This window comes from Bacillus thuringiensis (assembly GCF_022095615.2).
GTDB lineage: Bacteria > Bacillota > Bacilli > Bacillales > Bacillaceae_G > Bacillus_A > Bacillus_A cereus_AG.
Genome location: NZ_CP155559.1, coordinates 32,501 through 58,480, shown reverse-complemented (window position 1 = coordinate 58,480; position 25,980 = coordinate 32,501). Strand labels below are relative to the sequence as shown.

Genomic DNA, 25,980 nt, shown 5'->3' with positions numbered 1-25,980 from the left:
CTAAAATTCGATATGGCCTTACTGCTCCATTTGTTTCGCTAAAAAGCTTGCAGCTGTATTTACTGACTTATGCTCTACTTCACTTATAATAGCCTCTTTGGAGAAGATAATAACAGCTCCAATTGGATCCCCATTCGCAACAATCGGGCCAATTGTATAGGAACTAACTTTTTCTGTTACTCCATCAATAATTGAAATTTCGCTTTCATCCGTCATAATTACAGACTTACGCTCTTCCATTGTCTTCTCAATTAAATCGCCAACGCTTTTGTTTAAGTATTCTTTTTTAGATATGCCTGCTACTGCGATAATAGAATCACGATCGCATACAAGCACATTATGTCCTAAGCTATCGTATAAAGCTTCCGTATATTCTTTTGCAAAATCACCTAGTTCACTAATCGGAGAATATTTCTTCAAAATTACTTCTCCATCGCGATCAACAAATATTTCTAGTGGGTCTCCTTCTCGAATACGTAAAGTTCTACGAATTTCCTTCGGGATTACTACCCTACCTAAATCATCAATTCGACGTACGATTCCAGTTGCTTTCATTCTAATGCTGCCTCACTTTCTACTGATGATCAAAGTGGTGAATTTACCTGTTCATGTAAAAATCACCAACTGTTAGACATAGTATTTTACACATTAGTTCTTCTATGCACGCCGAATTGTATTTTTTTATCTTATATTAGGCATTTATGACTTCTTTTTTCACATCTGGTAGGCCTTTTATTAAATTTTCAGCAATTGTTAACCACTTCGATGTCTCTAATCCATTTGTTTTCATAACGATTTTCAATTGTGATCCTTCCATACCTAGACCGATCATACGTCCAAAACTGTTTCCAAGCATGAATAATTTTCCACCATCAATATTTTGACTTGCTTGTTCTGAGAACAGAATTGTTACTTCAAATTTATTTTGTTTAATTAACTCAATTTGTTCTTTCATTGCCAATACTTTAATATTTGCAATTTGCAATAAGTAACCAACTTCTTGCGGGTAATCACCAAATCTATCTATCATCTCTTCCTGCAACTCTTCAATATCTTCAATTGCAGAAACACCTCTAAACTGTTTATACATCATAATTTTTTGTTTACTATCTGAAATATAAGCATCTGGTAAATATGCATCTACCTCTAAATCAATTTCAACATTAACTGTATTTTCAACCCCATCTGTTCCTCTACGCTGTTCAATTGCATCTTTTAACATTTGAGAATATAGATCAAATCCGACAGAATCAATAAATCCATGCTGTTCGGCTCCTAACAAGTTACCTGCACCACGAATGGATAAGTCTCTCATCGCAATTTTGAAACCTGATCCAAGCTCTGTGAACTCTTTAATGGCTTGCAGACGCCTCTCTGCAACTTCTGATAACACTTTATCCCGCTTGTATGCAAAGTATGCATATGCAACACGATTAGAACGTCCAACACGCCCACGAAGCTGATACAGCTGCGATAATCCCATACGATCTGCATCAAATACAATTAACGTATTTACATTCGGAATATCTACACCAGTCTCAATAATTGTTGTACTTACAAGAACATCATGCTGCCCCTCTAAAAACGATAGCATAACAGACTCTAATTCACTTTCGTTCATTTTCCCATGTGCATAAGTTACACGCGCGTCTGGAACTAACATCGAAATTTCATCTGCTTTTCTTTCGATATCCTCCACACGATTATATAGGAAGTAAATTTGCCCACCTCTTGCAAGCTCTCGTTCTATCGCTTCTCGCATTAACGCTGGATTATACTCTACTACATACGTTTGGACTGGGAAACGATTTTCTGGTGGTGTCTCAATAACAGATAAGTCACGCACACCAAGCATAGACATATGGAGTGTACGCGGAATCGGAGTTGCCGTTAATGTTAATACGTCAACATTTGCTTTCAATTGTTTAATTTTTTCTTTATGCGTTACACCAAATCTTTGTTCTTCATCAATAATAAGAAGACCTAAATCTTTATAAGTAACATCTTTAGATAAAATACGATGCGTTCCGATTACAATATCTACCGTGCCATCTTTTAAGCCTTTAATTGTTTCATTTTGCTGTTTTCTCGTACGGAATCTACTTAATAATCCTATATTGATTGGATAATCTTGAAAACGCTCTCGAATTGTTTCATAGTGTTGTTGTGCAAGGATCGTTGTCGGCACTAAAATTGCAACTTGTTTTTCATCCATAATTGCCTTAAATGCCGCACGGATAGCTACTTCCGTCTTTCCATATCCTACATCACCACAAAGAAGCCTATCCATCGGACGTCCACGTTCCATATCTTTCTTAATCTCTTCAATAGAACGTAATTGATCATCTGTCTCTTGATATGGGAAAGAAGATTCAAATTCTTGTTGTTCTGCCGTATCTGGTGTATATGCATAACCCTTTGAAGCTTCGCGTTCAGCATATAGTTTAATTAGGTCATCCGCAATGTCTTGTACAGATTTTTCAACTTTCGTTTTGACCTTTTTCCAATCATTTCCGCCCAATTTATACACTTTCGGATCCTTACCTTCAGACCCTACATATTTCTGCACTTGGTCAATTTGTTCAATTGGAACGTATAACTTATCATTACCTTGATATTTAATATTCAAGTAATCTTTATGAACACCATTAATCTCTAATGTCTCGATACCTAAGAATTTACCTATACCATGATTTACATGAACTACATAATCTCCAACTTTTAATTCCGAATAACTTTTAATACGTTCCGCATTAGATAACTTTTGCTTACGTTGTGATTTTTTAACTTTCTTATGAAAAAGCTCTTTTTCAGTAATGACAACAAGTTTTTGCATCGGCATTTCAAATCCTGCATGTAAATCACCTACAGCAATTTGTAACCTTCCAGGCAATAATATATCTGTGCCCTCTACGATATCAGCCTCAATATCATAATCACTTAAAATATGTTGTAGTTTTTTTACACGTTCATCATCAGTTCCGAGCACAACAGTCGTAAAATGCCCTTCGTTCCATCTATCAATTTCAGTTTTCAACAACTGCATCTGCCCATGAAAATCTTGCATTGTTTTACATGTCACATTCACAATGTTTTGCGGATGTGTATGTGCTATATGACGTAAGAATAACGTTAAATATACAAAACTTCTTTTTTTATGATGAAGAAATTCTTCAAACGAGTGTGAGAAAGATAAATCTTGAATAATTGTTCCCTCACCAAGAAGTGATATATACCATTCCGCCTCTTCCGTTTCAAGATGTGATGCTGTTTCTTGAATACGAGAAATCTCATCTAAAATCACAATACCATCTTCTGGTAAATAATCTATCAGACTAGCAGGTTCTTTATAGAAAATAGATAAATATTTAAACATCTGTTCTATACTTTGCCCGTTTTTTAACATCTCAATTTCATGACTTACCGTCTCAAGCACTGTAGTCTTCAATTTATCATCGGAAAGTTTTTGCATCGTCTTAGTCAAGCCTTCCTCAAGATGCTTAATTCCCGACTTCAATTCTTCCTGTGAAAATAAAAACTCTGTTGCTGGGCCAAATCTAACACTTTCTTTTTTATCTTGAGAACGCTGTTCATCCACATCAAATAATCGAATAGAATCAACTTCTGTGTCGAAAAATTCAATACGAAATGGTAATTCTTCAGTTAATGGATAGATATCTAATATTCCCCCACGCAAACTGAATTCCCCAGGAGCTTCTACCATCGACTTACGCTCATAACCAATATGATGTAAAGTATGCAAGAATGTATCTAAATCAATCTCTTGCCCTAGACTGATTTCGATTTGCCTTTGCTTCCACAATTCTTTCATTGGTAAAAATCTGCGTAGTCCTGCAACTGGTGCTACAATAATCCCATTCTCTCCTGCAGCTAAACGATTCAATACTTCAATACGTTGCGCCTTCAATTCTGGGCTTGCAACACCAATTTCTGATGCTATCAATTCATTTACTGGGTATAACCACACATCTTTTTCACCAAGTAACGCCACTAAATCTTCATGCACTTTTTGTGCTTGATATAAATTATGCGTCACAATAAGTTGTGTTTTTTTTGTTTTTTTATATAAGGCCGCCATTAATAACGAACGTGAAGAGGTTGCCATACCTGATACAAGTTGTTCTTTTAAACCATCTTCTAGTCCGTTAATAACCGATTGGATCTCTTCATTTTTATAAAATTGCTCTAATAAACCTATCATTTTCAAAACCCCTCTCAACATAAAGAGCAAGCCACTATATTTTATGCAAATATTTTGGAAAAAGAAAACAGAAAAATGCTTTGGACATGCCAAAGCGACAACATTTTATTGCAGAAATTTTTCATATTCATAATACTCAGGATAAGATGCGAGCGTTTCTTGGCACGATTCACAAATCGTTTTTATATATATATTTCCATTCTCATGAAAATGAATCATCTCTACTACTTCTTGCTCTGTTAGTTGAAATAAAACGTCGCTATACACTTTTTCTGCAGTAACGGAGCCTACATTACTCCCGCAATGTCTGCAATAATAATACCCTTCCATACTAGCCTCCTAAAAATCCAATTACTACTAGTATGGGTAAAAACAAGATAAAATATTCCCAATCATACCCTTAACTATTGAAGGTATTCATGATTTGAAGAAAAGGTTTATTCAACCATTCTTCACATGCATCCGCTGCTTTTTCAATAGAATGATTCACATCAGGAATTTCTTCCGATGTAAAACGTCCTAATACGTAATCTACTACCTTCATTCCATTTTTCGGGCGATCAATTCCCATACGGATACGTTGAAACTCTTGCGTTCCTAAATGTGAAATTGTTGATTTCACACCATTATGTCCACCAGCACTACCTTTCATACGAAGGCGTAATTTACCTACAGGGATATCTAAATCATCATACAGAACAACGAAGTCCTCTACATCAATTTTATAGTAATCCATAAGCGGACGAATACTTTCCCCAGATAAATTCATATATGTAAGTGGCTTTAATAAGATTACTTTTTCTCCATTAACAAATCCTGCACCAAATACTCCTTTAAATTTTTGTTCGTTTAAAGAAATATTCCAACGCTTTGCAAGTTCATCAATCGCCATAAATCCAATATTATGCCTTGTTAATTCATATTCTCTACCCGGGTTCCCAAGTCCTACTATCAATTTCATTCTTGTACCACTACTTTCTTCTTTCGATACGAAAAGACGTAACCAATCTTGGTTACGTCTCATTCTATCCAATTAATTGAATAATACACTTACAGATTCTTCTTCGTATACACGAATGATTGCTTCTCCGATTAGTGGAGCAACTGAAAGTTCATGTACTTTGTCGATTTTCTTCTCTTCAGGTAATACGATAGAGTTCGTTACAACTAACTCTTTAATATTTGAGTTTTGGATACGCTCAATTGCTGGACCAGATAATACTGGGTGTGTACAGCAAGCATATACTTCAGAAGCACCGTTCTCAACAAGAGCGTTTGCTGCTAATGTAATTGTACCAGCTGTATCAATGATGTCATCAATTAAAATTGCTGTTTTACCTTCAATATTACCGATAATGTTCATTACCTCTGATACGTTCGGACGAGGACGACGCTTATCAATAATAGCGATTGGTGCTTTTAGGCGATCTGCCATTTTTCTAGCACGAGTTACTCCACCGTGGTCAGGTGACACGATTACGATATCTTTAAGACCTTTTGTTTCAAAGTAATCTGAAAGAATTGGTACACCCATTAGGTGGTCGATTGGGATATCAAAGAACCCTTGAATTTGTGGAGCATGTAAATCTAGAGTGATTACACGAGTTGCACCTGCTGTTTCAAGCAAGTTTGCTACAAGTTTCGATGTAATTGGTTCACGAGAACGCGCTTTACGGTCTTGACGCGCATAACCATAGTAAGGAATAACAATATTAATTGTTTTTGCAGATGCACGCTTTAATGCATCGATCATAATAAGTAATTCCATGATATGTTCGTTTACTGGGAAGCTTGTAGATTGAATAATGAATACATCGCAACCACGGATACTTTCTTCAATGTTAATTTGAACTTCTCCATCACTAAAACGATCAACAGAACATTTTCCTAGTCCTACTCCAATGTGCTTTGCAATTTGCTCAGCAAGTTCCTTATTAGAGTTTAAAGAGAATACTTTCAAATTAGAATTTAGATATTGAGTCGACATCTAGATTAACCCTCCACATTATGATTTTTTCTTATTCAGCAATTGATCAACATAGTCTTCTTTGTTAACTTGACGTGCACGTGCTACAGATAATGCTTTTGATGGAACATTCTCTGTAATTGTAGAGCCTGCTGCCACATAAGCACCATCTTCAACTGTTACAGGAGCAACAAGGTTTGAATTACATCCAATAAATACCCCGTTACCAATCACAGTTTTGAATTTATTCTTACCGTCATAGTTCACCGTAATTGAACCACAACCAAGATTCACGTCTTCTCCAACTTGTGCATCCCCGATATAACTTAAGTGTGAAGCTTTACTTCTATTACCAAAAACAGTTTTTTTGATTTCCACGAAGTTTCCAACGCGTACTTCATCTCCAATAACTGAATCTGGGCGAATATGTGCAAATGGACCAACCGATACTTCTGTACCAAGTTTACTATCATGTACAGTAGATTGTCTAATTGTCGTACGATCTCCAATTTCACTATCGCGAATTACTGTATGCGGTCCAATTTCACAATCAGAACCAATTACAGTATTCCCCTCAATAATTGTTCCTGGATGAAGAACTGTATCACTACCGATAATTGCATCAGCAGAAATATACGTGTTACCTGGATCAATAATTGTAACACCATTTACCATGTTCTTGCGGTTGATACGGTTTTTCATAATAATTTCCGCTTGCGATAGAGCGACTCTGTCGTTAACACCTAACGTTTCATCGAAGTGCTCTGTTTGATAAGCTGATACGATATGACCTTCATTTTTTAAAATTTCAATAACATCTGGCAGGTAATATTCACCTTGTACGTTATCATTTGAAACTTTAGAAAGTGAGGCGAATAAAGCTTTATTATCAAAACAATACGTACCTGTATTGATTTCTTTAATAGCTAATTCTTTCTCATTTGCATCCTTATGCTCAACAATCTTTTCAACATGACCATTCTCATTACGAACGATACGACCATATCCAGCAGGTTCTTCTATGTAAGCTGTTAGCACCGTTGCCATTGCCCCTGCTTCTTTATGTTGCTGAAGCAATGCTTCCATCGTTTCAGCAGTTATTAGCGGCGTATCACCACAAATAACTAAAGTTGTTCCTTCTTCATTTGCAAGTACACTTGCAGCTTGATCTACAGCATGTGCTGTACCAAGTTGTTCTGCTTGTAATGCAAACTCACTTACGTTTCCTAGCTGTTCTTGTACCATTTCAGCACCATGTCCTACGACTGTTACAAGTTTCTGCAATCCTAATTGCGTTACTTGATCGACAACATGTTGTACCATAGGTTTTCCACATACAGGATGAAGCACTTTGTATAGCTTAGACTTCATACGTGTGCCTTTGCCTGCAGCTAGAATCACTGCAAATCTGTTTGACATATAGACCCTCCATCGCAACCTATTTATCCATTAACGATATTATCCTAAATCATCATATATTTCAAGAAACACATTTTAACTATTAAATTTTACCATAATTCTCATACGATGTTTTACTCTTTAGTATCTTTTTTAAGAAATAAGCTATACTATTTAAAATGATTTTGAAAAAATTAGAAGTTTTTCTCTTCACTTTAATGAATTCTGAATTTTCCGTACGAGAAATATATAAAACCACAAAAAAACAAACCCCTGTAAATACTTACAGGGGTTTGTTGCAAAATTATAGAGCTTTCTTTAAAAAGCCCTTTTCATTCGAATTTTACGAAGCACCCGCTTCTTCAAACTCAACCTCTTCTAACTCGCCTAAACGATGATACTCTGTTAAAACCGCATCTTGAATTTTAGAGCGTGTATTAGAATTAATTGGATGTGCAATGTCACGGAATTCTCCATCTGGAGTACGTTTACTTGGCATTGCTACAAATAATCCATTATTACCATCAATTACACGAATATCATGAACAACAAATTCATGGTCTAGAGTAATAGAGGCAATTGCTCTCATGCGGCCTTCTGTGTTTACGCGGCGTAATCTTACGTCAGTCACTTCCATCTTGTGTTCACCACCCTTTTCTAAATAAGCGATATATTTGTATAAATTCCACAAATTTTCTATTTTCCCTTTAATTTTTTAAAAATTTTTAAGATAAAAATTTTTAATGTAATTGAATATAGAGATTAGTGGAGGTTATCGCTTACAAAAGATTACTTAACTAGGGCAATTACTTCGATTTCAATTGAAACATCTTTCGGTAATTTTGCTACTTGTACACAAGAACGAGCTGGCTTATGAGTAGAGAAATAAGAGCCGTATACTTCATTAACAGCATTAAAATCATCCATATCTTTTAAGAATACTGTTGTTTTTACTACTGTATCAAATGAAGCACCTGCTTCTTCTAATACCGCTTGTAAATTTTGAAATACTTGCTCTGTTTGTACTGTCACGTCTCCTGCTACAAGCTCTCCACTTGCAGTTAACGGAATTTGTCCTGAACTGTAAAACATATTATTTACAATAATCCCTTGTGAATATGGTCCAATTGCTTGTGGCGCTTTGTTTGTTTGAACAACTTTCATATTTTTCCACCCTTTTATTATTTATTTTTACTCTTTAAAAATAGTGCACGAAAAGCAGTTTGTCCATCTATTTTATAATTTATAAATAGAATAAAAAAAAGATAAAGCGATCTGCTTTATCTTTTTACTCAGCCTCTACAAGCCCTTCATCAAATGGTGCCAGTGAATAATTTCCCTTTTCCACTTGAATCGCTTTTTCTTTCACATCAACTTCTGATAGACGAATTAATGATACAAAATTATTAATTAGTCGTTCTTCAATATCCGTGGATTCTACTAATACACCAATACCAACAACATTAGCCTTAAATTCTTCTAACATACTCATCATACCTTGAATTGTCCCGCCAGCTTTCATGAAGTCATCAATGATTAAAACATTTGATCCCTCTGGAAGGCTACGCTTTGCTAACGTCATTGTTTGAATTCGCTTAGAAGAACCTGATACATAGTTAATACTAACAGTTGGGCCTTCTGTTACCTTATTATCTTTCCTTGCAATTACTACCGGTACATCTAAGTAATTTGCCACCGCATAAGCAAGTGGAATCCCCTTCGTTGCCACCGTCATAACCGCATCAATTGGTTGCCTAGCAAAAACAGAAGCAAACAAACGACCTGCGCCATTAATATGACGAGGATTACTTAAAAGATCTGTCATATATAAGTAACCACCAGGTAAAATACGACCTGGATTTTCAAATAGGCTACAAAGCTCTCCAATAATTAGCTCTGCCTCTTCCGCACTTATATATGGTATATATTTCACTCCTCCTGCTGCTCCTGGTACCGTTTGCAATGTGCCGACCCCTTGTTGTTCAAACGTTTGCTTAATAATAACTAAATCTTCACTAATGGAAGACTTAGCTGATTGATACCTTTCAGCAAAAAAAGTGAGAGAAACTAGCTGACGAGGGTTTTGTAACAAGTAATACGTCATATCGACTAATCTTGTACTTCGTCTAATTTTCATACTCTCACCTCAAATCACGAATATTCTAAACAAATCATACCGTATTATACGTCTTTATTCAAGCGTTTCTCGCTCTCCTAATAAACGTACTGCATATACTTGTTCACAAAATCCTTTTAATCCATTATATATACGATGCATTCGCGAATCATGGTGCACAAGACCAAATACGGTTGGGCCACTTCCACTCATTAATACGGCATCCGCCCCAAATCGCTTCATCTGTGCCTTAATACGTGCAACTTCAGGATGCATCGCAAACGTCACATCTTCTAAAACGTTACCTACAGTATCACAAATCCCTTTGTAGTCCCCAGCATTTATGACGTTAACCATTTTATCTACATTTGGATGTGTAACTCGATTTAACTTTAAATTTCCATACACATCAGCAGTAGATACACCAATATGGGGTTTTGCTAAAATAACCCAACAAGAAGGCGGAGTTTTTATGTGCTCAATTTTCTCTCCTCTTCCAGTGGCAATTGCTGTCCCACCATATACACAAAACGATACATCTGATCCTATTTTTGCGCCAAGCTCTGCTAACTGATCAATTGTAAGCCCTAAATTCCATAATTTATTAAGGCCACGTAATGTCGCTGCTGCATCACTACTTCCACCTGCTAATCCAGCTGCTACTGGAATCGTTTTTTCAATAGTAATAGATACGCCTTTTTTCACATTAAACTTCTCTTTTAATAATTTCGCTGCTTGATAAGCTAAATTTCTTTGGTCGTCTGGGACATACCGATTATGGGATAAAATTTCAATACGGTCTTCTGCTAATTCCATTAGTTCTAAACGATCCGCTAAATCAATTGTTGTCATAATCATTTTCACTTCATGATATCCGTCTTGTCTTTTTCCCAGTACATCTAACGACAGATTAATCTTTGCTGGTGCTTTCACTAGTAGCTTCAATCTATTCACCCACTCTATGTACTCAATCTTTTATCGTTTATTTTACCATAAATTTATAGTAAGACGATGACACTTCCCTAATTATAACGAAAAGCATTCAGAATGAAACTACTTATGTAAAATGATGGCACCTTTTCGAGTACAAAAAGCCGAGGAATCACTCCTCGGCTACCGTAGCATAGAAAGTATCTTACAACTACTGGTTTTGTTTCATTAATTGCTGTTCTGCAATTTCTATAGCACGTTTCACCATGTTACCAGCATCTTTCGCACGAATTCCGCCCCAGCCTTCTTTCTGAACAACATCATAAAAGCCTAGCTCTTTTGCAAGCTCTTCTTTAAATTGATTTGACATGACACCTCTTCGTCTACTCAATGCAGAGTCCCTCCTTATTTTGCTACGGTATAATTAGTATGCAAAATAATATAGCTTTTCATTTGTGGGAATATATGTAACGATACATGAATTAAAAAATCACTTCATTATGAGGTTCACCATAAAACGTTAACTCTACTGTCTCTGTTAAAACATCCGCATAGCTATATGATACACGTTGCAACGCATCTTCTTGCTGATCCAATTGTACAACAAAAACAGAACGGTACGTTTCTGCAAGTACACCTGATTGTTCCACTGTTTTTCTTCTCCCACTATTCGCCTTTAACATCAGTCTCTGTCCAAGATGGTGATCTAATTCGCTTTTAATTTCATCTAAACGTTTTGACATATACTTCGTTACACCTCGCTGTAATTTAGATTGAACACTTAAAACACGATATATCTATCCCAATTATTAACCGCAACTCACAGACAATATCATTATAAAAGCATCATGCGTTCAAATAGATAGAAGAAATACTATATTGTAAAAGTATCATTATGTAGTCTGCGCGTTCTTGTCTCTTTTTATCCAAGCTGATTTAAATCCTTTCCATACAAAAAAGCAAGATACATATGTACCTTGCTTATTCTTCATAATGTTGAAAGGGTAATCCAGTTCGTAAAATCCCCCTTGTCTCAATCCCGCCAAGTCCCTTTTCGCCGGTAATCGTATTACGTACAACATCCCATACATTTACTCTTTCCATAAATGACGTAAAACTAATTTTACCCACCACATATACAGGATCTAGTGCGTGAATATTAATTCTAGATGGTGAACTAGCAAAATTAGCGCCTGCTCGAATTAATGCTTCAAAGTGTGATTGACATGCCCCAGCAAAAATAACGAGTTGATCCAATGATGGATATTTTTTTCTCACTTCTCGAACAGCCTGTACAAAATGCCTTGAATGCCTATACGCTGCTAAATCTCCCTTTGCCCCTTTTGATTTTGTATATGCATCGTGCCCTGTAATAACTAAAATGTCTGGACGAAAATGATCTATTAAATCTACTACCTTTTCATGCATCTCTGTTTCTTTACAATGAATACCTTGTACAGGAACACCAATTTTATTATATAAGTCTAAGCACTTGCGCAAATATAACGGGTCTCCATCTATATGCAATACACGTCCCGGCATTTGAAAATAATTCACCTCACTTGTATATCCACCCGTTGAAGTGTGTTCATGCCTTTGTTTCATTAATACATAATCTTGTTGAAACAAACGATACGTACGCTCCATCGTTTCTTTCTCACGCTTCGCTCTTTTTTTATGTTCCCGTTGATCTATACTAATTAAATCTTCAAGTGGCGCATCCGCCACCAGTCTAATTTCCTCTCCAAATAATATAGCTATCTCGCCTTTTATTTCTATAATACGAAAAAGAATATCCCTATTATGAGAATATCGTTCCACTAATTCTCCAACATGTAAAGCCATTCTCTTACCTCCAAACTCGTTAGGCCATCTTACCTGTTTTTAAAGTATGAATGTAGGAGAGGAAAGGTGACAAAAGGGACAGTTCAAGTTGAACTGTCCCTTTTGTATTCTTATGACAATTTATGAAGAACTAATGCATTACTTAATGTTGCAAACTCCTCGATAGATAGCGTTTCGCCTCTTCGTTTCGGATCAATTCCTACTTCTGTTAAAATTCGATCCAATAGCTCTTTATCTTTCGGGAAACCATTTAAATTATTTGATAAATTATTCATTAAAGTTTTACGACGCTGTGCAAAACTTGCTCGTACTACTTCAAAGAAGAATGTCTCATCTGTTACTTCTACAACTGGTTTCGGACGCTTCAAGAGACGAATAATCGCAGAATCAACATTTGGTTGTGGCACAAACACTGTACGCGGTACAGTCATAACTGTTTCTACCTCTGTATAATACTGAATAGCAATGGATAAAGAACCATACTCTTTCGTTCCTGGTTTAGCAGCTAAACGATCTCCTACTTCTTTTTGCATCATAACAACAAATCCACGAACCGGTAATTTCTCTTCCAGCAATTTAAATAAAATTGGCGTTGTAATATAGTACGGTAAATTAGCTACTACCATTACATCTTGCCCTTCCTCAAATTGCTCACTAAACACCTCATGTACATCTGCCTTTAGTACATCTTTATTTATAACTGTAACGTTGCTATATGGAGCTAACGTCTCATCTAAAATCGGTAATAATCTCTGATCAATTTCAAAAGCCACTACTTTTTTAGCACGCTTCGCTAATTGTTCTGTTAACGCACCGATACCTGGTCCAATTTCAATTGCACCACTTTCCGAACCAATCTCAGCGTGATCGACAATACGATTTAATACATTCGTATCAATTAAAAAATTTTGTCCTAAACTTTTTTTGAATGAAAATCCGTACTTTTCAACAATGTCTTTCGTACGATTTGGCGTTGCGATATCCTTCATTTTCTTTCCTCCTGTATGACTTGCTTATAAGCTTCTGCAAATGCTTCTTTTGAAACTTGAAACATTTGTAAACGTTTATGTAACTGTTTTGCGTTTGTATAACCAATCTTTAATAGCTTACCCATTCTTTCTCTGCGACTCTTTGCCATTTCTCCGCCCACTAAGCCTGCATCGACTAGATCGCTCCAACTAATTTCACTTGTGTAAGCTTCCATTTCTTCATGTATATTCTCTAAAGCACGGCGAATTGATTCATTAGAAGCATGTTCAATTCCGACACCCTTTTTCCTTTTAGCAAGTGCTTCTTCCTTCGGTAAAAAGGCATGTTTACATCCAGGAACCTTATCAGAAATAATTTTTCTAATACGCTCTCCGGGATAATCCGGATCTGTGAAAATAATAACGCCTCGTTTTTGCAGCGCTAATTTAACTTGCTCAATAACATGATCACCGATTGCTGAACCATTCGTTTCAATTGTATCCGCATCAACAGCACGCTTAATCGCAACTGTATCATCTTTACCTTCTACAACGATAATCTCTTTAATTTTCATGCTTGCCTCCACACTCGTTTCGTCTCTACTTAGTAAAACAAAAAAATGACGACTTTTCCATTATTATTTTCCCCATTCTTACATTTTAAAAAATAGAATGTCCAAAACTTTGTTCTCTCTCCTTATTATAACACTTCCTCATTCGCCCTTATTTTCTCTATCACTCCTGCTATTTTTCCACAAAAATAAAAAAGAATGGGTTCTCCCACTCCTTTTTATTCAACACCAAATAAAGCTTTTGCATTTTTTGTTGTTATTTCTGCTACTTCTTCATAAGAAATTCCTTTTAAATTCGCAATTTCTTCTGCTACAAGTTTTACATAACTCGGTTCATTTCGTTTCCCTCGAAATGGATGTGGTGTTAAATATGGACAATCCGTCTCTATTAACAATTTCTCTAATGGAATCTCCGTGGCAACTTCTTTAGGTTTCTTAGCATTTTTAAATGTAACTGGTCCACCTAACGAAATTAAAAAGTTCATATCAACACATCGCTCTGCTACTTCTACGCTGCCACTAAAGCAATGCATAATGCCTCCCACTTCAGCTGCATTCTCTTCTTCTAGAATATCAACAATGTCTTGAGTTGCATCGCGATTATGTATAATAATCGGCAATTTCACCTTTTTGGCTAATGTAATTTGTTTACGGAATACTTCCTTCTGTATTTCTTTTGGAGACTTATCCCAGTGATAATCTAAGCCCATCTCTCCAAGTGCAACGACTTTAGGATGGGAAGCAAGTTCTTCTAACCAAGCTAAATGTTCTTCCGTCATATCGATTGCATCAACTGGATGCCATCCAACCGCAGCGTAAATAAAATCATAAGTTTCAGCTAATTCAATCGCCTTTTTTATCGTTACTTCATCAAAACCAACAACAACTGTATAGGTAACTCCCGCTTCTTTCATTCGTGCAATAACTTCTTGCAAATCTTCTTCAAATTGCTCTGCATTCAAATGCGAATGTGTATCAAACAACATAATACATAACTCCTTTTATATTGAAATCAAGTTTATTCTAAAAATAAGCCCTTTAATAACTTAACGATAACAATACTATAATTTTAATGCAAAAATAGAGAGTGTAAAAAGAAAAAAGACGCTTCACACATGTTACACGTGAAACATCTCTTTTCTTGTCTTAATTACTTGATTTTTGTACCATTTGGTAGATTTTGGTCAATTGATGCTAATGACAATACGCCATTCTCTTCACCCGCTAAAATCATACCTTGTGATAATTCACCACGTAATTTTACAGGTTTTAAGTTTGTTACACAAATAACCTTTTTACCTTTTAGGTCTTCCGGCGAATAGAACTTTGCAATCCCTGAAACAACTTGACGCTTTTCTGTACCTAAATCCAGCTGAATTTTTAACAACTTATCTGCTTTTTTCACAGGTTCAGCTGATAGTACTTCAGCTACGCGTAATTCTACTTTAAAGAAATCATCAATTGTAATTTCTTCTGCTTTCGGTTCTTCTTCTTTTTTCTCTTCTACTTTAGGAGCAGAGCTTTTCATTTGTTCTTTAATGTACCCTACTTCTACTTCCATTTCTAAACGAGGGAAAATCGGGTTTCCTTTTTCTACTTTTGTTCCAGCTGGAATACAGCCAATTGTAGATAGGCTTTCCCAAGATTTATGTGCCTCTTCAGTAAGTCCAAGTTGAGCAAACATCTTACTTGGTGCTACCGTTAAGAACGGCATAAGCATAATACCTGTTTGACGAAGTACTTCTGCTAAGTGAGCCATTACAGAAGCTAACTTTTCACGATCATTCTCATCTTTCGCTAATACCCACGGTTGTGTTTCATCAATATATTTATTTGCACGGCTAACCAATTGCCAAATTGAGCTTAGCGCTACAGAGAATTCCATATTCTCCATTGCCTCTTCTACTTTTTTCAATGTATCTTTTCCAAACGTTACTAACGTTTCATCAAATTCCGTTACATTTGCTTTAAATGCAGGGATTTCTCCGTTAAAGTACTTATCAATCATAGCTACTGTACGATTTAATAAGTTACCTAAGTCATTTGCTAAATCGAAATTGATACGCTCCACAAACCCTTCTGGTGTGAATACGCCATCAGATCCGAATGGAACTTCACGAAGTAAGTAATAACGTAATGCATCTAATCCGTAACGATCGATTAATGTAACTGGATCTACTACGTTTCCTTTTGACTTACTCATCTTTCCATCCTTCATTAAAATCCAACCATGAGCAAAGATTTTTTTCGGAAGAGGTAAATCTAATGCCATTAAAATGATTGGCCAATAAATTGTGTGGAAACGAACGATTTCTTTTCCAACTAAATGCACATCAGCCGGCCAGAACTTTTTATACATCTCTTCATTTTCTGTTCCATAACCTAATGCTGTAATGTAGTTAGATAATGCGTCAACCCATACGTAAATAACGTGTTTTGGGTTACCTGGAACACGAACTCCCCAGTCAAATGAAGTACGCGAAACAGCTAAATCTTCTAAGCCTGGTTTAATGAAGTTATTAATCATTTCATTCTTGCGAGACTCCGGCTGAATGAAATGTGGATTATCTTCATAGAATTTTAATAGTCTGTCGACATATTTACCCATTCTAAAGAAATACGATTCTTCACGAACAAGTTCTACATCATGACCACTATCTGGGCTTTTTCCTCCAACTACTTTGTCACCTTCCATAATTGGATCTACTAATTGATGCTCTGTATAGAATGTCTCATCTTGTACAGAATACCATCCTTCATATTCATCAAGATAAATATCCCCTTGATCTACTAGTTGCTTGAAGATTTTTTCAACAACATCTTTATGACGATCTTCAGTTGTACGAATAAAATCATCATAAGAGATATCCATCTTCTCCCAAAGTTCTTTAATTCCTGCAACAATGTTATCCACATATGCTTGTGGTGTAACGTTTAATTCTTCTGCTTTCTTTTGGATTTTCTGTCCATGCTCATCAGTTCCTGTTAAATAATGAACATTATATCCTTGCATACGCTTATATCGTGCCATCGCATCTCCTGCTACTGTTGTATAAGCGTGTCCAATGTGTAATTTTCCACTTGGATAATAAATTGGGGTAGTAATATAAAAGGATTTGTTTTCCTCTGTCATTGTTTTGGACCTCCCGGATAACCTCATATGTATTTATAAATAGTATATCAAAAACTTATATATAAAGTGAAACTTTAATCTGTGGGGGGGTGTTCACTCCCGCGGATTATTAGCCCGCACCAATCGGGCTTTTACGAGCAATCCGACTCCACCTTAACTTCTTTGCTCCAGCCAAATTTTAAATTTAAAATCTTACCGCTTGTTAATGCGGGATAAAAACGAGTTAATACTTAGTATCTTTATCATCTATTACTCATATTTCAAGAAAATATACAGTCCTTACTTACAATCTATAATTTTTCTGAAAATAAAGTGAAATAATAGTAGAAATTACTCACATTCTATTATATATAAGAAGTAAGAAATCTATAAATCTTTTTAAAAAATATAGAATTAAAGAATTGACGGAAATGTAAATGATTGGTATCATATGTCCATAGGGTATTTTGTCGAAAAATGACGAATCTAGAAAATAGACTCGAAACTTATAAACTATTTCTTTAGGAGGAAAAGAATTATGAAATCTACTGGTATCGTTCGTAAAGTTGATGAATTAGGTCGTGTAGTAATTCCAATCGAATTACGCCGTACTTTAGGTATTGCAGAAAAGGATGCTCTTGAAATCTACGTTGATGACGAGAAAATCATCTTAAAAAAATATAAGCCAAACATGACTTGCCAAGTAACTGGTGAAGTATCTGATGGTAACCTATCTTTAGCTGAAGGTAAAATTATCTTAAGCAAAGAAGGCGCTGAGCAAATCTTAAACGAACTTCAAGATTATATCGAAACAGCAAAATAAGCTTCTCAATTATGAGAAGCTTATTTTTTATCGACATGATAGATTTGATATACATCGCGTTTCGACAAATCTCGATCTTTAGCGACCGTTTTTATCGCCTCTTTTGAATTCATACCTTTTTCGTTTATATAATGTTCAATATGATCATATACCGAAATAGCTTCCCACCATTGTTCTTCTGGTGCAGGTTCTTCCATTGAACCAGCTACTAAAATACAAAACTCGCCACGAACTTCATTTTGTTTCGTCCACTCAATTGCTTCCTCGACTGTTCCACGAATAAATTCCTCAAATTTTTTCGTTAACTCTCGACATAATACAATTTCTCTATTTCCCAACACTTCTTGCATCGAGATTAAAGTATCATCTAAACGATGAGGTGCCTCATAAAACATCATTGTAGTTTGTACATAACGAAGCTTCTCTAACTCCATTTTTCTTTCTTTTTTATTTCTTTGTAAAAATCCATAGAAATAAAACTGTCTTGTTTCAAGGCCTGATGCAATTAATGCTGTAAGGGCCGCATTTGCCCCAGGAAGCGGAATAACATGATACTGTTCTGCTACAGCCTCTACAACAATATCGTAACCTGGATCGGAAATACAAGGCATACCAGCATCACTAACAAGTGCTACCGTCTTTCCTTCGTCTAACTTCCCTAATATTTTCTTCCCACTTACTCCCTTATTGTGCTCATGGTAACTCATAACAGGTGTTTCAATTTCGAAATAATTACAAAGTTTTTTCGTTTGTCTCGTATCTTCAGCAGCAATTAAATCAGCTTCTTTTAAAATTCGGATTGCACGAAATGTCATATCTTCTAAATTTCCAATAGGAGTTGGTACTAAATATAAAACTCCCTTTTCATTTTGTTGAAAGCTTTTTTGTTGCCACATAGCGTTCTCCTTTTTGCATATATTCTTCTTTTTGTTTTCTATTTAATTGCTTAAAATGATACTCTGCTTGCATAGCTGTACGCTTATCTTCATGAAACTCTACATATTTTAAAACAACAGGAAGTCTAGCACGCGTATACCTAGCTCCTTTTCCACTATTATGTGTCTGAATCCGCTTCTCTATATGATTTGTATATCCAGCATAATAACTCCCGTCAGAGCACTCTACTACATAAAAACAATGCTTATTCTTCTCCATATAAAATTGAACGAATCTCCTTTGTATATTCATTATTATCTTCATATACAAAAAGAGGTGGCAATATTTTCAAATCTGCGTTTCCGTCCTTAATTCCTTCAATTAACAACGTATTCGCTTCTTTCCCTGCCTTTGGATAAACAAATCGTACACGTTTTGGTTCAATTTTGTATTTACGCATTAATGTAACAATATCTAGTAAACGACCTGGACGATGTACAAATGCTACTTTCCCGCCTTGCTTTACTAGCTGACTACTTGCAGATACAACATCCTCTAATGTACACATAATTTCATGACGAGCTATCGCTAAATGTTCATTCATATTTTTCTCAGACGTTGCAGGTGTTTGAAAATAAGGCGGATTACACGTGACAACATCATATTGATGACGCCCAAGTTTCTCTGGCATATCTTTCAAATCCCCATGTATTAAATGAATTCTTTCTTCTAACTTATTGTATTGAACGCTTCTTATTCCCATATCATATAAACGTTCTTGAATTTCCACACCTGTAATCTTCCCTTTCGTTCTTGTACTTAATAAAAGGGGGACAACTGCGTTACCTGTACACAGATCAAGTACATTACCTTTTTGAATTGGCACCCAAGCAAAGTCTGCAAGTAAAACAGCATCTAAAGAAAAATTAAATACTGATGGGCTTTGTACGATTTTCATATCTTGTGCTAATAAGTAATCTAAACGTTCATCTTCATATAAATTCATATACTACTCCTTTTCTTACACTTAACCTACCCTATTTCATCTTCTACCAATAAAAAACATATTTCATTCTACTCTCATGTATAAAAAATTACCTTTCCAATTATCATTGGAAAGGTAATTTCACTTTTTATTTAAAAATGACAGGCAGAATAAACAATCTCCCTCTTTACGTACACTTCCATAATGCAAATTACAAATATGAAAACCTTCTTGATATAGTCTAGCTAAGTTATCGTAACCTTCACCAATATCAGTTGTCTTTGGCTTCACTTCTTTACGTTTTTGAGTTTTTTGTTTTTCCTTAATCTGCACTTCTTCAAAACGGTGTCGCAAATTTTCATTTTCCATTTTTATATGTTGATTTTCTTCCAACAACTCTGCAAGGTGTTGTTTTAATTCTCCCAACTGTTTGTATAAATGTCCAATTTGCTCTTCCATACTAGAAACCGATGCAAAAATATCTTTTTTCTCCACAAGCACCCACCTCATTAATCTGTGGTTTGACTCGAAACGACCCCTTTATTCACTAACTCATCTAACGTATATTCTACTATCCGTTCCTTGTCTACTAGTTCCACTTGAATTAATCTTTCTAAAATATTTAATCCGATAACACGGCCAGTACCATGCGGGGTTTGTATACGTTGATCTAAATCAGGAAGTTGTTCCTTTGCTGCCTCATATTCATCATTCTCATATTTTAAGCAACACATTAAACGACCACATAAACCAGAGATTTTTGCAGGATTTAATGATAAATTTTGATCCTTTGCCATCTTAATAGATACAGGTTCAAAATCACCTAAAAAAGTAGAACAACAAAGCATACGACCACACGGACCAATACCGCCAAGCATCTTCGCTTCATCACGAACACCAATTTGTCTTAGTTCAATTCTTGTCCTAAAAATTGCTGCTAAGTCCTTCACCAGTTCGCGGAAATCAATCCGACCATCCGCAGTAAAGTAAAAAATAATCTTATTGCGATCGAACGTATACTCTACATCTACAAGTTTCATATCAAGATTATGCTCTACCACCTTTTGCTGACAAACTTGGTATGCTTCTTTCGCAGCATGCTTGTTCTCTTCAACAATGGTACGATCATTTTCATTTGCAATACGAATAACCTTTTTTAGCGGTAATACAACGTCGTTCTCATCAACTTGCTTTTTGGTAATAACTACTTTTCCGTATTCAATACCTCTTACCGTTTCTACAATTACAAACTCATTTTCAGAGATATCGAACTGGTTCGGATCAAAATAGTACACCTTTCCGGCCTTCTTAAAGCGAACACCTACTACATCATACAAAACGGTCATCCCTCCTGCAACCGCAACACTAACTGTTCGAACACAAGCTGCGCATTTACATTAGCGTTGATTCTATTTTTTGCCTCTAATATATTAAAGAGAGCTGATACAATGCGCTTCTGAGCATGGGAGAAAGATTCAAACATCTCTTTCTGCTCATGAAAAACAAGACGATCTTCTTCTCCAAGTTGAACATATAATAAATCCTTATAAATAAGGAGTAACATATCTAAACCTTGCTGTAATTGTTCTTTCTCTCCAAAGTGTTTTCCCCATTTTTCTTGTACAAAAAAAATAGAGGCTTTATCCTTTTCGAGCGCTTCACATAATTTTATCACTAAAGCTCGTGCTTGTGCAAACCATTCATCACTACATAAAGCTAAAGCTTCATCAAAACTATTCGTGAGCTGCGCAGCAAGTGTCGATAAAGACGCTGTAATACCTTCATTCTGTAATCTTCTAATTAAAGATTCCGTAGGTAATGGTCTAAATGTAACAACTTGACAGCGAGATAAAATCGTATTTAAAATTTGATGACTTTGTTCAGTAAGTAAAATAGCTGTTGTATCACTACTTGGTTCTTCTAAAAATTTCAATAGTGTATTCGCTGCATTCGCTGTCATACGGTCTGCGTGCTCAATAATATATACTTTTTTATTTGCTTCTAATCCTGTTTTTGAAAACTCTTCTTGTAAATCATGAATTTGTTGCTTCTTAATGGATAATCCGTCTGGTTTTACAATATGCAAGTTCGGGTGGTTACCTGAATCAATTCGCTTACAATTTGTACATACATGACAAGGCTCTACCCCATTCCGCTGAGAACAGAGGAAACTCTTTGCCATTTGAATTGCCGTCGCAAACTTTCCTGTCCCTTTCCCTCCCTCTAACAAGTAAGCGTGGGATATACGCTCTTTTGCAATGCTATTCATCAACATTTTTACACCGATGGGTTGTATAGCAGAAAGCTGCTCCCACGTCTTCGTCATAATGCATACCTCACTTATTTCATTCTTTCCTTCTATTATAACAATTTATCTTCTATAATCTGAACAACTTCTTCTATAAGTTTTTCCATTGGTTGATCAGCATTTACTAATACAATACGATCTGAGAAACGTTCTACAACTTGTAAATATCCTTCACGCACACGTTTATGGAAAGAGATATCTTCCATATCTAATCGATTCACTTCACGCCCTGCATCTTTTTCAATTCGAGCTAAACCAACCTCTGGTTCAATGTCTAAGTAAATCGTTAAACTAGGCATACAGTCCTCTGTTGCGAAACGATTGATTTCGAATACTTTATCCATACCTAATCCTCTTGCATATCCTTGATACGCTAAAGAGCTATCTATAAAACGATCACATAATACAAGGTAGTCCTCATTAAGTGCCGGCATAACCTTTTCTACCAAATGTTGCCTACGTGCAGCAGCATATAGAAGCGCCTCTGTACGTGCTTCCATCATCGTATATTCTTGTTTATGTAAAATTGTTCTAATATCCTCAGAAATTGCAATACCACCTGGTTCTCTCGTCGCCATTACCTTTTGTTCTTTTTGTTCAAAGTACGGCAATAAACTTTTAATTAACGTTGTTTTACCTGAACCTTCTGGACCTTCAATTGTTACAAATAATCCCTTCATCCTAAAACCCACTTTCTATATCATACACTTTCATATATCTCGTACTGCCTTGAAAACGAGCGCCTGCTTTCTCTAAATACATAATTTGCTCTTTATGTTCTGAAGTAATTCTTTCCCCATACATAATCAATGGAATTCCAGGTGGATACGGAATCACCATTTCTGCCGCTATCATCCCAACTGCTTCCTCTACAGATACTACTTTTGTTTCATATCCTTCCAGTTGTTTATATGTATACGGTAAAGGAGAAATTTCCCCTTTATAAGTATAACGAATAGATTCCTTCTTGTCTTTCACCTCATAATATTTCAATGCCACTCGGATCATCTCTATAGCCTTCATATACTCCTTATTTACTTGCAAGGGCAAAATAAATAGGACATTATATGGATCCGCCATTTCTGTATATATTCCGACCTTTTCAAATACAGACTGTAATTCGTATCCTGATAACTGACAACGTGTCTGTACGGTTACTTTTAACTCGTCTTGTAATGGATATTGTAAAATAGCTATTTGTGGAATAGAACACAATTCTTCTTTAAATTCCCGTAAAAACTCGGCAATTTCATCATGGCCCTTTTCTTTTATACGCGCTATTGTAAAGCGTGCAATATCAAGAGAAGTCATAATTGGATACGATGGACTACTAGACTGTAGCATACTTAGATAAGTAGAAACTTTTTCTTCTTTCACTAAGCAACTATTTATATGTAAATAGGACCCCATTGTCATCGCGGGTAATGTTTTATGTGCAGAATGAACTACAATATCTGCACCATATGCTAATGCTGACTTTGGAAATACCCCGCCTAAACAAAAATGAGCTCCATGTGCCTCATCTACTAAAACGGGGATTTTATGTGCATGTGCATAAGCGATGCTCGCCTCTAGATTCATCCCCATACCATAATAATTAGGATGCGTTAAAATGAGTGCTTTAGCATTTGGGTATTTTTCAATTGCTTCCTTAATAATTTCATCATGAATTCCCACTGGTACATTATAAGCTTCATCAATCCATGGATCTAAAAAGATTGGATTTGCTCCCGCTAACTTTAAACCATTAATAATTGATTTATGACAATTTCTTTGTACAAGAACAATATCATGTTCCCCGCAACAAGACAAAATCATTGCTAAGTTCCCCACTGTTGAACCATTAATTAAAAAATAACTTTTTTTCACTCCATATACATCAGCTAATAATTTTTGTGCTTCATCTATACACTCAAATGGACTATGTAAATCGTCTAATCCTGTTAGTTCGGTTACATCAATGGATAGTATATCTTTAAACTCCCCAGTGGCTTCCTGAGGGAAGTTTACACCATTCTTATGACCTGGAACATGAAAGGACAGTGGTTCTCTTTCTTTAAACTCTATTAACGCCTCATATAAAGGCATACGCTTTTGATTCATATATATCTCTTCCTTATTATTCATTCTGTATCTATTATACAGATATTAAGACAAAAAAAATAATAGGCAAATGCCTATTTATAAATATGATACTTCTAACTTTCGGAGCTGTTTTAAATAATGTATATATTTTGGATCATCTGTCTCAGTATTCACCATATCTTTTTCACATTCATAACATATCAAATTATTATAAACATATATCCCTTCTTTTCTTTCTGTCTCACAAACAATACAAACTTCATTTTGTGCTTTCATAACCTTCCCTCCCTATTTAAATGGACATATTTTATACTTCTATTCCTTAACAATTTACAGAAAAATATACATCCATCTCTTATATAATATGATTAACCCTTGGGCAACGTGTTTGTATTACCATTACTTCTTTTTACGTACTGTTTGAAAACACAAAAAAACACAAGTCAAAAGACTTGTGTTTTTAATTGCTTGGCGACGTCCTACTCTCACAGGGACAAGGTCCCAACTACCATCGGCGCTAGAGAGCTTAACTTCCGTGTTCGGTATGGGAACGGGTGTGACCTCTCTGCCATCATCACCAAACTATGAAGGCATATTCCTTCAAAACTAGATAACATTGCTACATATTATATGGTTAAGTCCTCGATCTATTAGTATTCGTCAGCTCCACATGTCACCATGCTTCCACCTCGAACCTATCAACCTGATCATCTTTCAGGGATCTTACTAGCTTACGCTATGGGAAATCTCATCTTGAGGGGGGCTTCATGCTTAGATGCTTTCAGCACTTATCCCTTCCGCACATAGCTACCCAGCTATGCCCTTGGCAGAACAACTGGTACACCAGCGGTGCGTCCATCCCGGTCCTCTCGTACTAAGGACAGCTCCTCTCAAATTTCCTACGCCCACGACGGATAGGGACCGAACTGTCTCACGACGTTCTGAACCCAGCTCGCGTACCGCTTTAATGGGCGAACAGCCCAACCCTTGGGACCGACTACAGCCCCAGGATGCGATGAGCCGACATCGAGGTGCCAAACCTCCCCGTCGATGTGGACTCTTGGGGGAGATAAGCCTGTTATCCCCGGGGTAGCTTTTATCCGTTGAGCGATGGCCCTTCCATGCGGAACCACCGGATCACTAAGCCCGACTTTCGTCCCTGCTCGACTTGTAGGTCTCGCAGTCAAGCTCCCTTATGCCTTTGCACTCTACGAATGATTTCCAACCATTCTGAGGGAACCTTTGGGCGCCTCCGTTACACTTTAGGAGGCGACCGCCCCAGTCAAACTGCCCACCTGACACTGTCTCCCGGGTCGATAAGACCCGTAGGTTAGAATTTCAATACAGTCAGGGCGGTATCCCACCAGCGCCTCCACCGAAGCTAGCGCTCCGGTTTCAATGGCTCCCGCCTATCCTGTACAAACTGTACCAAAATTCAATATCAGGCTACAGTAAAGCTCCACGGGGTCTTTCCGTCCTGTCGCGGGTAACCTGCATCTTCACAGGTACTATAATTTCACCGAGTCTCTGGTTGAGACAGTGCCCAAATCGTTACACCTTTCGTGCGGGTCGGAACTTACCCGACAAGGAATTTCGCTACCTTAGGACCGTTATAGTTACGGCCGCCGTTTACTGGGGCTTCAGTTCAGAGCTTCGCTTACGCTAACCCCTCTCCTTAACCTTCCAGCACCGGGCAGGTGTCAGCCCCTATACTTCGCCTTACGGCTTCGCAGAGACCTGTGTTTTTGCTAAACAGTCGCTTGGGCCTATTCAC

The 25,980-nt window shown here is 36.4% G+C and carries 27 protein-coding genes and 2 rRNA genes (1 of these 29 running past the window's edge); 1 reads left to right on the top strand and 28 read right to left on the bottom strand.

The features are described from left to right. Window positions 1–18: 18 nt before the first annotated feature. From spoVT to metG, 17 genes are all read right to left on the bottom strand, one after another. Complete coding sequence (spoVT, locus tag KZZ19_RS00305) at window positions 19–555, bottom strand: stage V sporulation protein T (RefSeq protein WP_000648310.1); 537 nt, start codon at window positions 553–555, stop codon at window positions 19–21. Between the two features lie 136 nt (window positions 556–691). Further along, a complete protein-coding gene (gene mfd / locus KZZ19_RS00300) occupies window positions 692–4,222 on the bottom strand; it encodes a transcription-repair coupling factor (protein ID WP_088094785.1) in 3,531 nt (1,176 codons plus the stop codon). A gap of 105 nt (window positions 4,223–4,327) precedes the next feature. Further along, complete coding sequence (locus KZZ19_RS00295) at window positions 4,328–4,552, bottom strand: anti-sigma-F factor Fin family protein (protein ID WP_000399441.1); 225 nt, start codon at window positions 4,550–4,552, stop codon at window positions 4,328–4,330. 70 nt (window positions 4,553–4,622) lie between these two features. Then, window positions 4,623–5,183 carry an aminoacyl-tRNA hydrolase gene (gene pth, locus KZZ19_RS00290; RefSeq protein WP_001979768.1) on the bottom strand — a complete coding sequence of 187 codons (561 nt, stop codon included), beginning with the start codon at window positions 5,181–5,183 and terminating at the stop codon, window positions 4,623–4,625. A 72-nt stretch (window positions 5,184–5,255) separates the two neighbouring features. Continuing rightward, window positions 5,256–6,209 carry a ribose-phosphate diphosphokinase gene (locus KZZ19_RS00285; RefSeq protein ID WP_000107420.1) on the bottom strand — a complete coding sequence of 318 codons (954 nt, stop codon included), beginning with the start codon at window positions 6,207–6,209 and terminating at the stop codon, window positions 5,256–5,258. 18 nt (window positions 6,210–6,227) lie between these two features. Further along, window positions 6,228–7,607 (bottom strand): bifunctional UDP-N-acetylglucosamine diphosphorylase/glucosamine-1-phosphate N-acetyltransferase GlmU, encoded by a 1,380-nt coding sequence (gene glmU, locus KZZ19_RS00280; protein WP_237982464.1) that lies wholly within the window; start codon window positions 7,605–7,607, stop codon window positions 6,228–6,230. A 322-nt stretch (window positions 7,608–7,929) separates the two neighbouring features. After that, entirely contained in the window at window positions 7,930–8,223 is a 294-nt protein-coding gene (gene spoVG, locus KZZ19_RS00275) for a septation regulator SpoVG (RefSeq protein WP_000454042.1), read from the bottom strand. A gap of 152 nt (window positions 8,224–8,375) precedes the next feature. After that, window positions 8,376–8,750 carry a RidA family protein gene (locus KZZ19_RS00270; RefSeq protein WP_237982465.1) on the bottom strand — a complete coding sequence of 125 codons (375 nt, stop codon included), beginning with the start codon at window positions 8,748–8,750 and terminating at the stop codon, window positions 8,376–8,378. A gap of 124 nt (window positions 8,751–8,874) precedes the next feature. Next, window positions 8,875–9,723: a pur operon repressor gene (purR, locus tag KZZ19_RS00265; RefSeq protein WP_237982466.1), complete on the bottom strand. Its 849-nt coding sequence runs from the start codon at window positions 9,721–9,723 to the stop codon at window positions 8,875–8,877. Between the two features lie 54 nt (window positions 9,724–9,777). Then, window positions 9,778–10,647 (bottom strand): 4-(cytidine 5'-diphospho)-2-C-methyl-D-erythritol kinase, encoded by an 870-nt coding sequence (gene ispE / locus KZZ19_RS00260; protein WP_237982467.1) that lies wholly within the window; start codon window positions 10,645–10,647, stop codon window positions 9,778–9,780. A 196-nt stretch (window positions 10,648–10,843) separates the two neighbouring features. Continuing rightward, entirely contained in the window at window positions 10,844–11,023 is a 180-nt protein-coding gene (gene sspF / locus KZZ19_RS00255) for an acid-soluble spore protein SspF (RefSeq protein ID WP_001985066.1), read from the bottom strand. 91 nt (window positions 11,024–11,114) lie between these two features. Further along, complete coding sequence (gene veg / locus KZZ19_RS00250; RefSeq protein ID WP_088094782.1) at window positions 11,115–11,375, bottom strand: biofilm formation stimulator Veg; 261 nt, start codon at window positions 11,373–11,375, stop codon at window positions 11,115–11,117. 238 nt (window positions 11,376–11,613) lie between these two features. Beyond that, entirely contained in the window at window positions 11,614–12,477 is an 864-nt protein-coding gene (gene yabG, locus KZZ19_RS00245; protein WP_237982468.1) for a sporulation peptidase YabG, read from the bottom strand. A gap of 110 nt (window positions 12,478–12,587) precedes the next feature. Then, window positions 12,588–13,466 (bottom strand): 16S rRNA (adenine(1518)-N(6)/adenine(1519)-N(6))-dimethyltransferase RsmA, encoded by an 879-nt coding sequence (gene rsmA, locus KZZ19_RS00240; protein ID WP_000651555.1) that lies wholly within the window; start codon window positions 13,464–13,466, stop codon window positions 12,588–12,590. Continuing rightward, on the bottom strand, window positions 13,463–14,020 hold the full coding sequence (gene rnmV, locus KZZ19_RS00235) for a ribonuclease M5 (protein ID WP_048562636.1): 558 nt from the start codon (window positions 14,018–14,020) through the stop codon (window positions 13,463–13,465). The genes rsmA and rnmV overlap by 4 nt, the downstream gene beginning before the upstream one ends. A gap of 215 nt (window positions 14,021–14,235) precedes the next feature. Further along, window positions 14,236–15,003: a TatD family hydrolase gene (locus KZZ19_RS00230; RefSeq protein WP_088094781.1), complete on the bottom strand. Its 768-nt coding sequence runs from the start codon at window positions 15,001–15,003 to the stop codon at window positions 14,236–14,238. A 164-nt stretch (window positions 15,004–15,167) separates the two neighbouring features. Next, window positions 15,168–17,150, bottom strand: coding sequence for a methionine--tRNA ligase (gene metG, locus KZZ19_RS00225; RefSeq protein WP_237982469.1), 1,983 nt, complete (start codon window positions 17,148–17,150; stop codon window positions 15,168–15,170). A 517-nt stretch (window positions 17,151–17,667) separates the two neighbouring features. Between metG and KZZ19_RS00220 the strand changes: the two genes are divergently transcribed. After that, on the top strand, window positions 17,668–17,952 hold the full coding sequence (locus tag KZZ19_RS00220) for an AbrB/MazE/SpoVT family DNA-binding domain-containing protein (RefSeq protein WP_000843036.1): 285 nt from the start codon (window positions 17,668–17,670) through the stop codon (window positions 17,950–17,952). A gap of 20 nt (window positions 17,953–17,972) precedes the next feature. Here KZZ19_RS00220 and rsmI read toward each other — a convergent pair whose 3' ends face one another. The 11 genes from rsmI to KZZ19_RS00165 form a co-directional block, all read right to left on the bottom strand. Next, window positions 17,973–18,848 carry a 16S rRNA (cytidine(1402)-2'-O)-methyltransferase gene (rsmI, locus tag KZZ19_RS00215; RefSeq protein ID WP_237982470.1) on the bottom strand — a complete coding sequence of 292 codons (876 nt, stop codon included), beginning with the start codon at window positions 18,846–18,848 and terminating at the stop codon, window positions 17,973–17,975. Next, complete coding sequence (locus KZZ19_RS00210; RefSeq protein ID WP_029439096.1) at window positions 18,817–19,107, bottom strand: GIY-YIG nuclease family protein; 291 nt, start codon at window positions 19,105–19,107, stop codon at window positions 18,817–18,819. The genes rsmI and KZZ19_RS00210 overlap by 32 nt, the downstream gene beginning before the upstream one ends. Continuing rightward, a complete protein-coding gene (locus KZZ19_RS00205; RefSeq protein ID WP_088094778.1) occupies window positions 19,094–19,834 on the bottom strand; it encodes a tRNA1(Val) (adenine(37)-N6)-methyltransferase in 741 nt (246 codons plus the stop codon). Before KZZ19_RS00205 ends, KZZ19_RS00210 begins: the two co-directional genes overlap by 14 nt. Window positions 19,835–19,954: 120 nt before the next feature. Next, the gene (yabA, locus tag KZZ19_RS00200; RefSeq protein WP_000412057.1) at window positions 19,955–20,308 is read right to left on the bottom strand and encodes a DNA replication initiation control protein YabA; all 354 of its coding nucleotides are present in this window, start codon (window positions 20,306–20,308) and stop codon (window positions 19,955–19,957) included. Between the two features lie 14 nt (window positions 20,309–20,322). Then, window positions 20,323–21,150 carry a PSP1 domain-containing protein gene (locus tag KZZ19_RS00195; protein WP_000272429.1) on the bottom strand — a complete coding sequence of 276 codons (828 nt, stop codon included), beginning with the start codon at window positions 21,148–21,150 and terminating at the stop codon, window positions 20,323–20,325. Window positions 21,151–21,155: 5 nt separating this feature from the next. Next, complete coding sequence (holB, locus tag KZZ19_RS00190; RefSeq protein ID WP_237982471.1) at window positions 21,156–22,139, bottom strand: DNA polymerase III subunit delta'; 984 nt, start codon at window positions 22,137–22,139, stop codon at window positions 21,156–21,158. 35 nt (window positions 22,140–22,174) lie between these two features. After that, window positions 22,175–22,801: a dTMP kinase gene (gene tmk / locus KZZ19_RS00185; protein ID WP_098344100.1), complete on the bottom strand. Its 627-nt coding sequence runs from the start codon at window positions 22,799–22,801 to the stop codon at window positions 22,175–22,177. Between the two features lies 1 nt (window position 22,802). Then, window positions 22,803–24,224, bottom strand: a complete 1,422-nt coding sequence (locus KZZ19_RS00180) for an aminotransferase class I/II-fold pyridoxal phosphate-dependent enzyme (RefSeq protein ID WP_237982472.1) — start codon at window positions 24,222–24,224, stop codon at window positions 22,803–22,805. 78 nt (window positions 24,225–24,302) lie between these two features. Continuing rightward, window positions 24,303–24,482: a sigma factor G inhibitor Gin gene (locus tag KZZ19_RS00175; RefSeq protein ID WP_088094774.1), complete on the bottom strand. Its 180-nt coding sequence runs from the start codon at window positions 24,480–24,482 to the stop codon at window positions 24,303–24,305. Between the two features lie 190 nt (window positions 24,483–24,672). Continuing rightward, window positions 24,673–24,788 (bottom strand): 5S ribosomal RNA (gene rrf / locus KZZ19_RS00170). A gap of 48 nt (window positions 24,789–24,836) precedes the next feature. Continuing rightward, window positions 24,837–25,980 (bottom strand): 23S ribosomal RNA (locus tag KZZ19_RS00165); it runs 1,778 nt beyond the window's last position.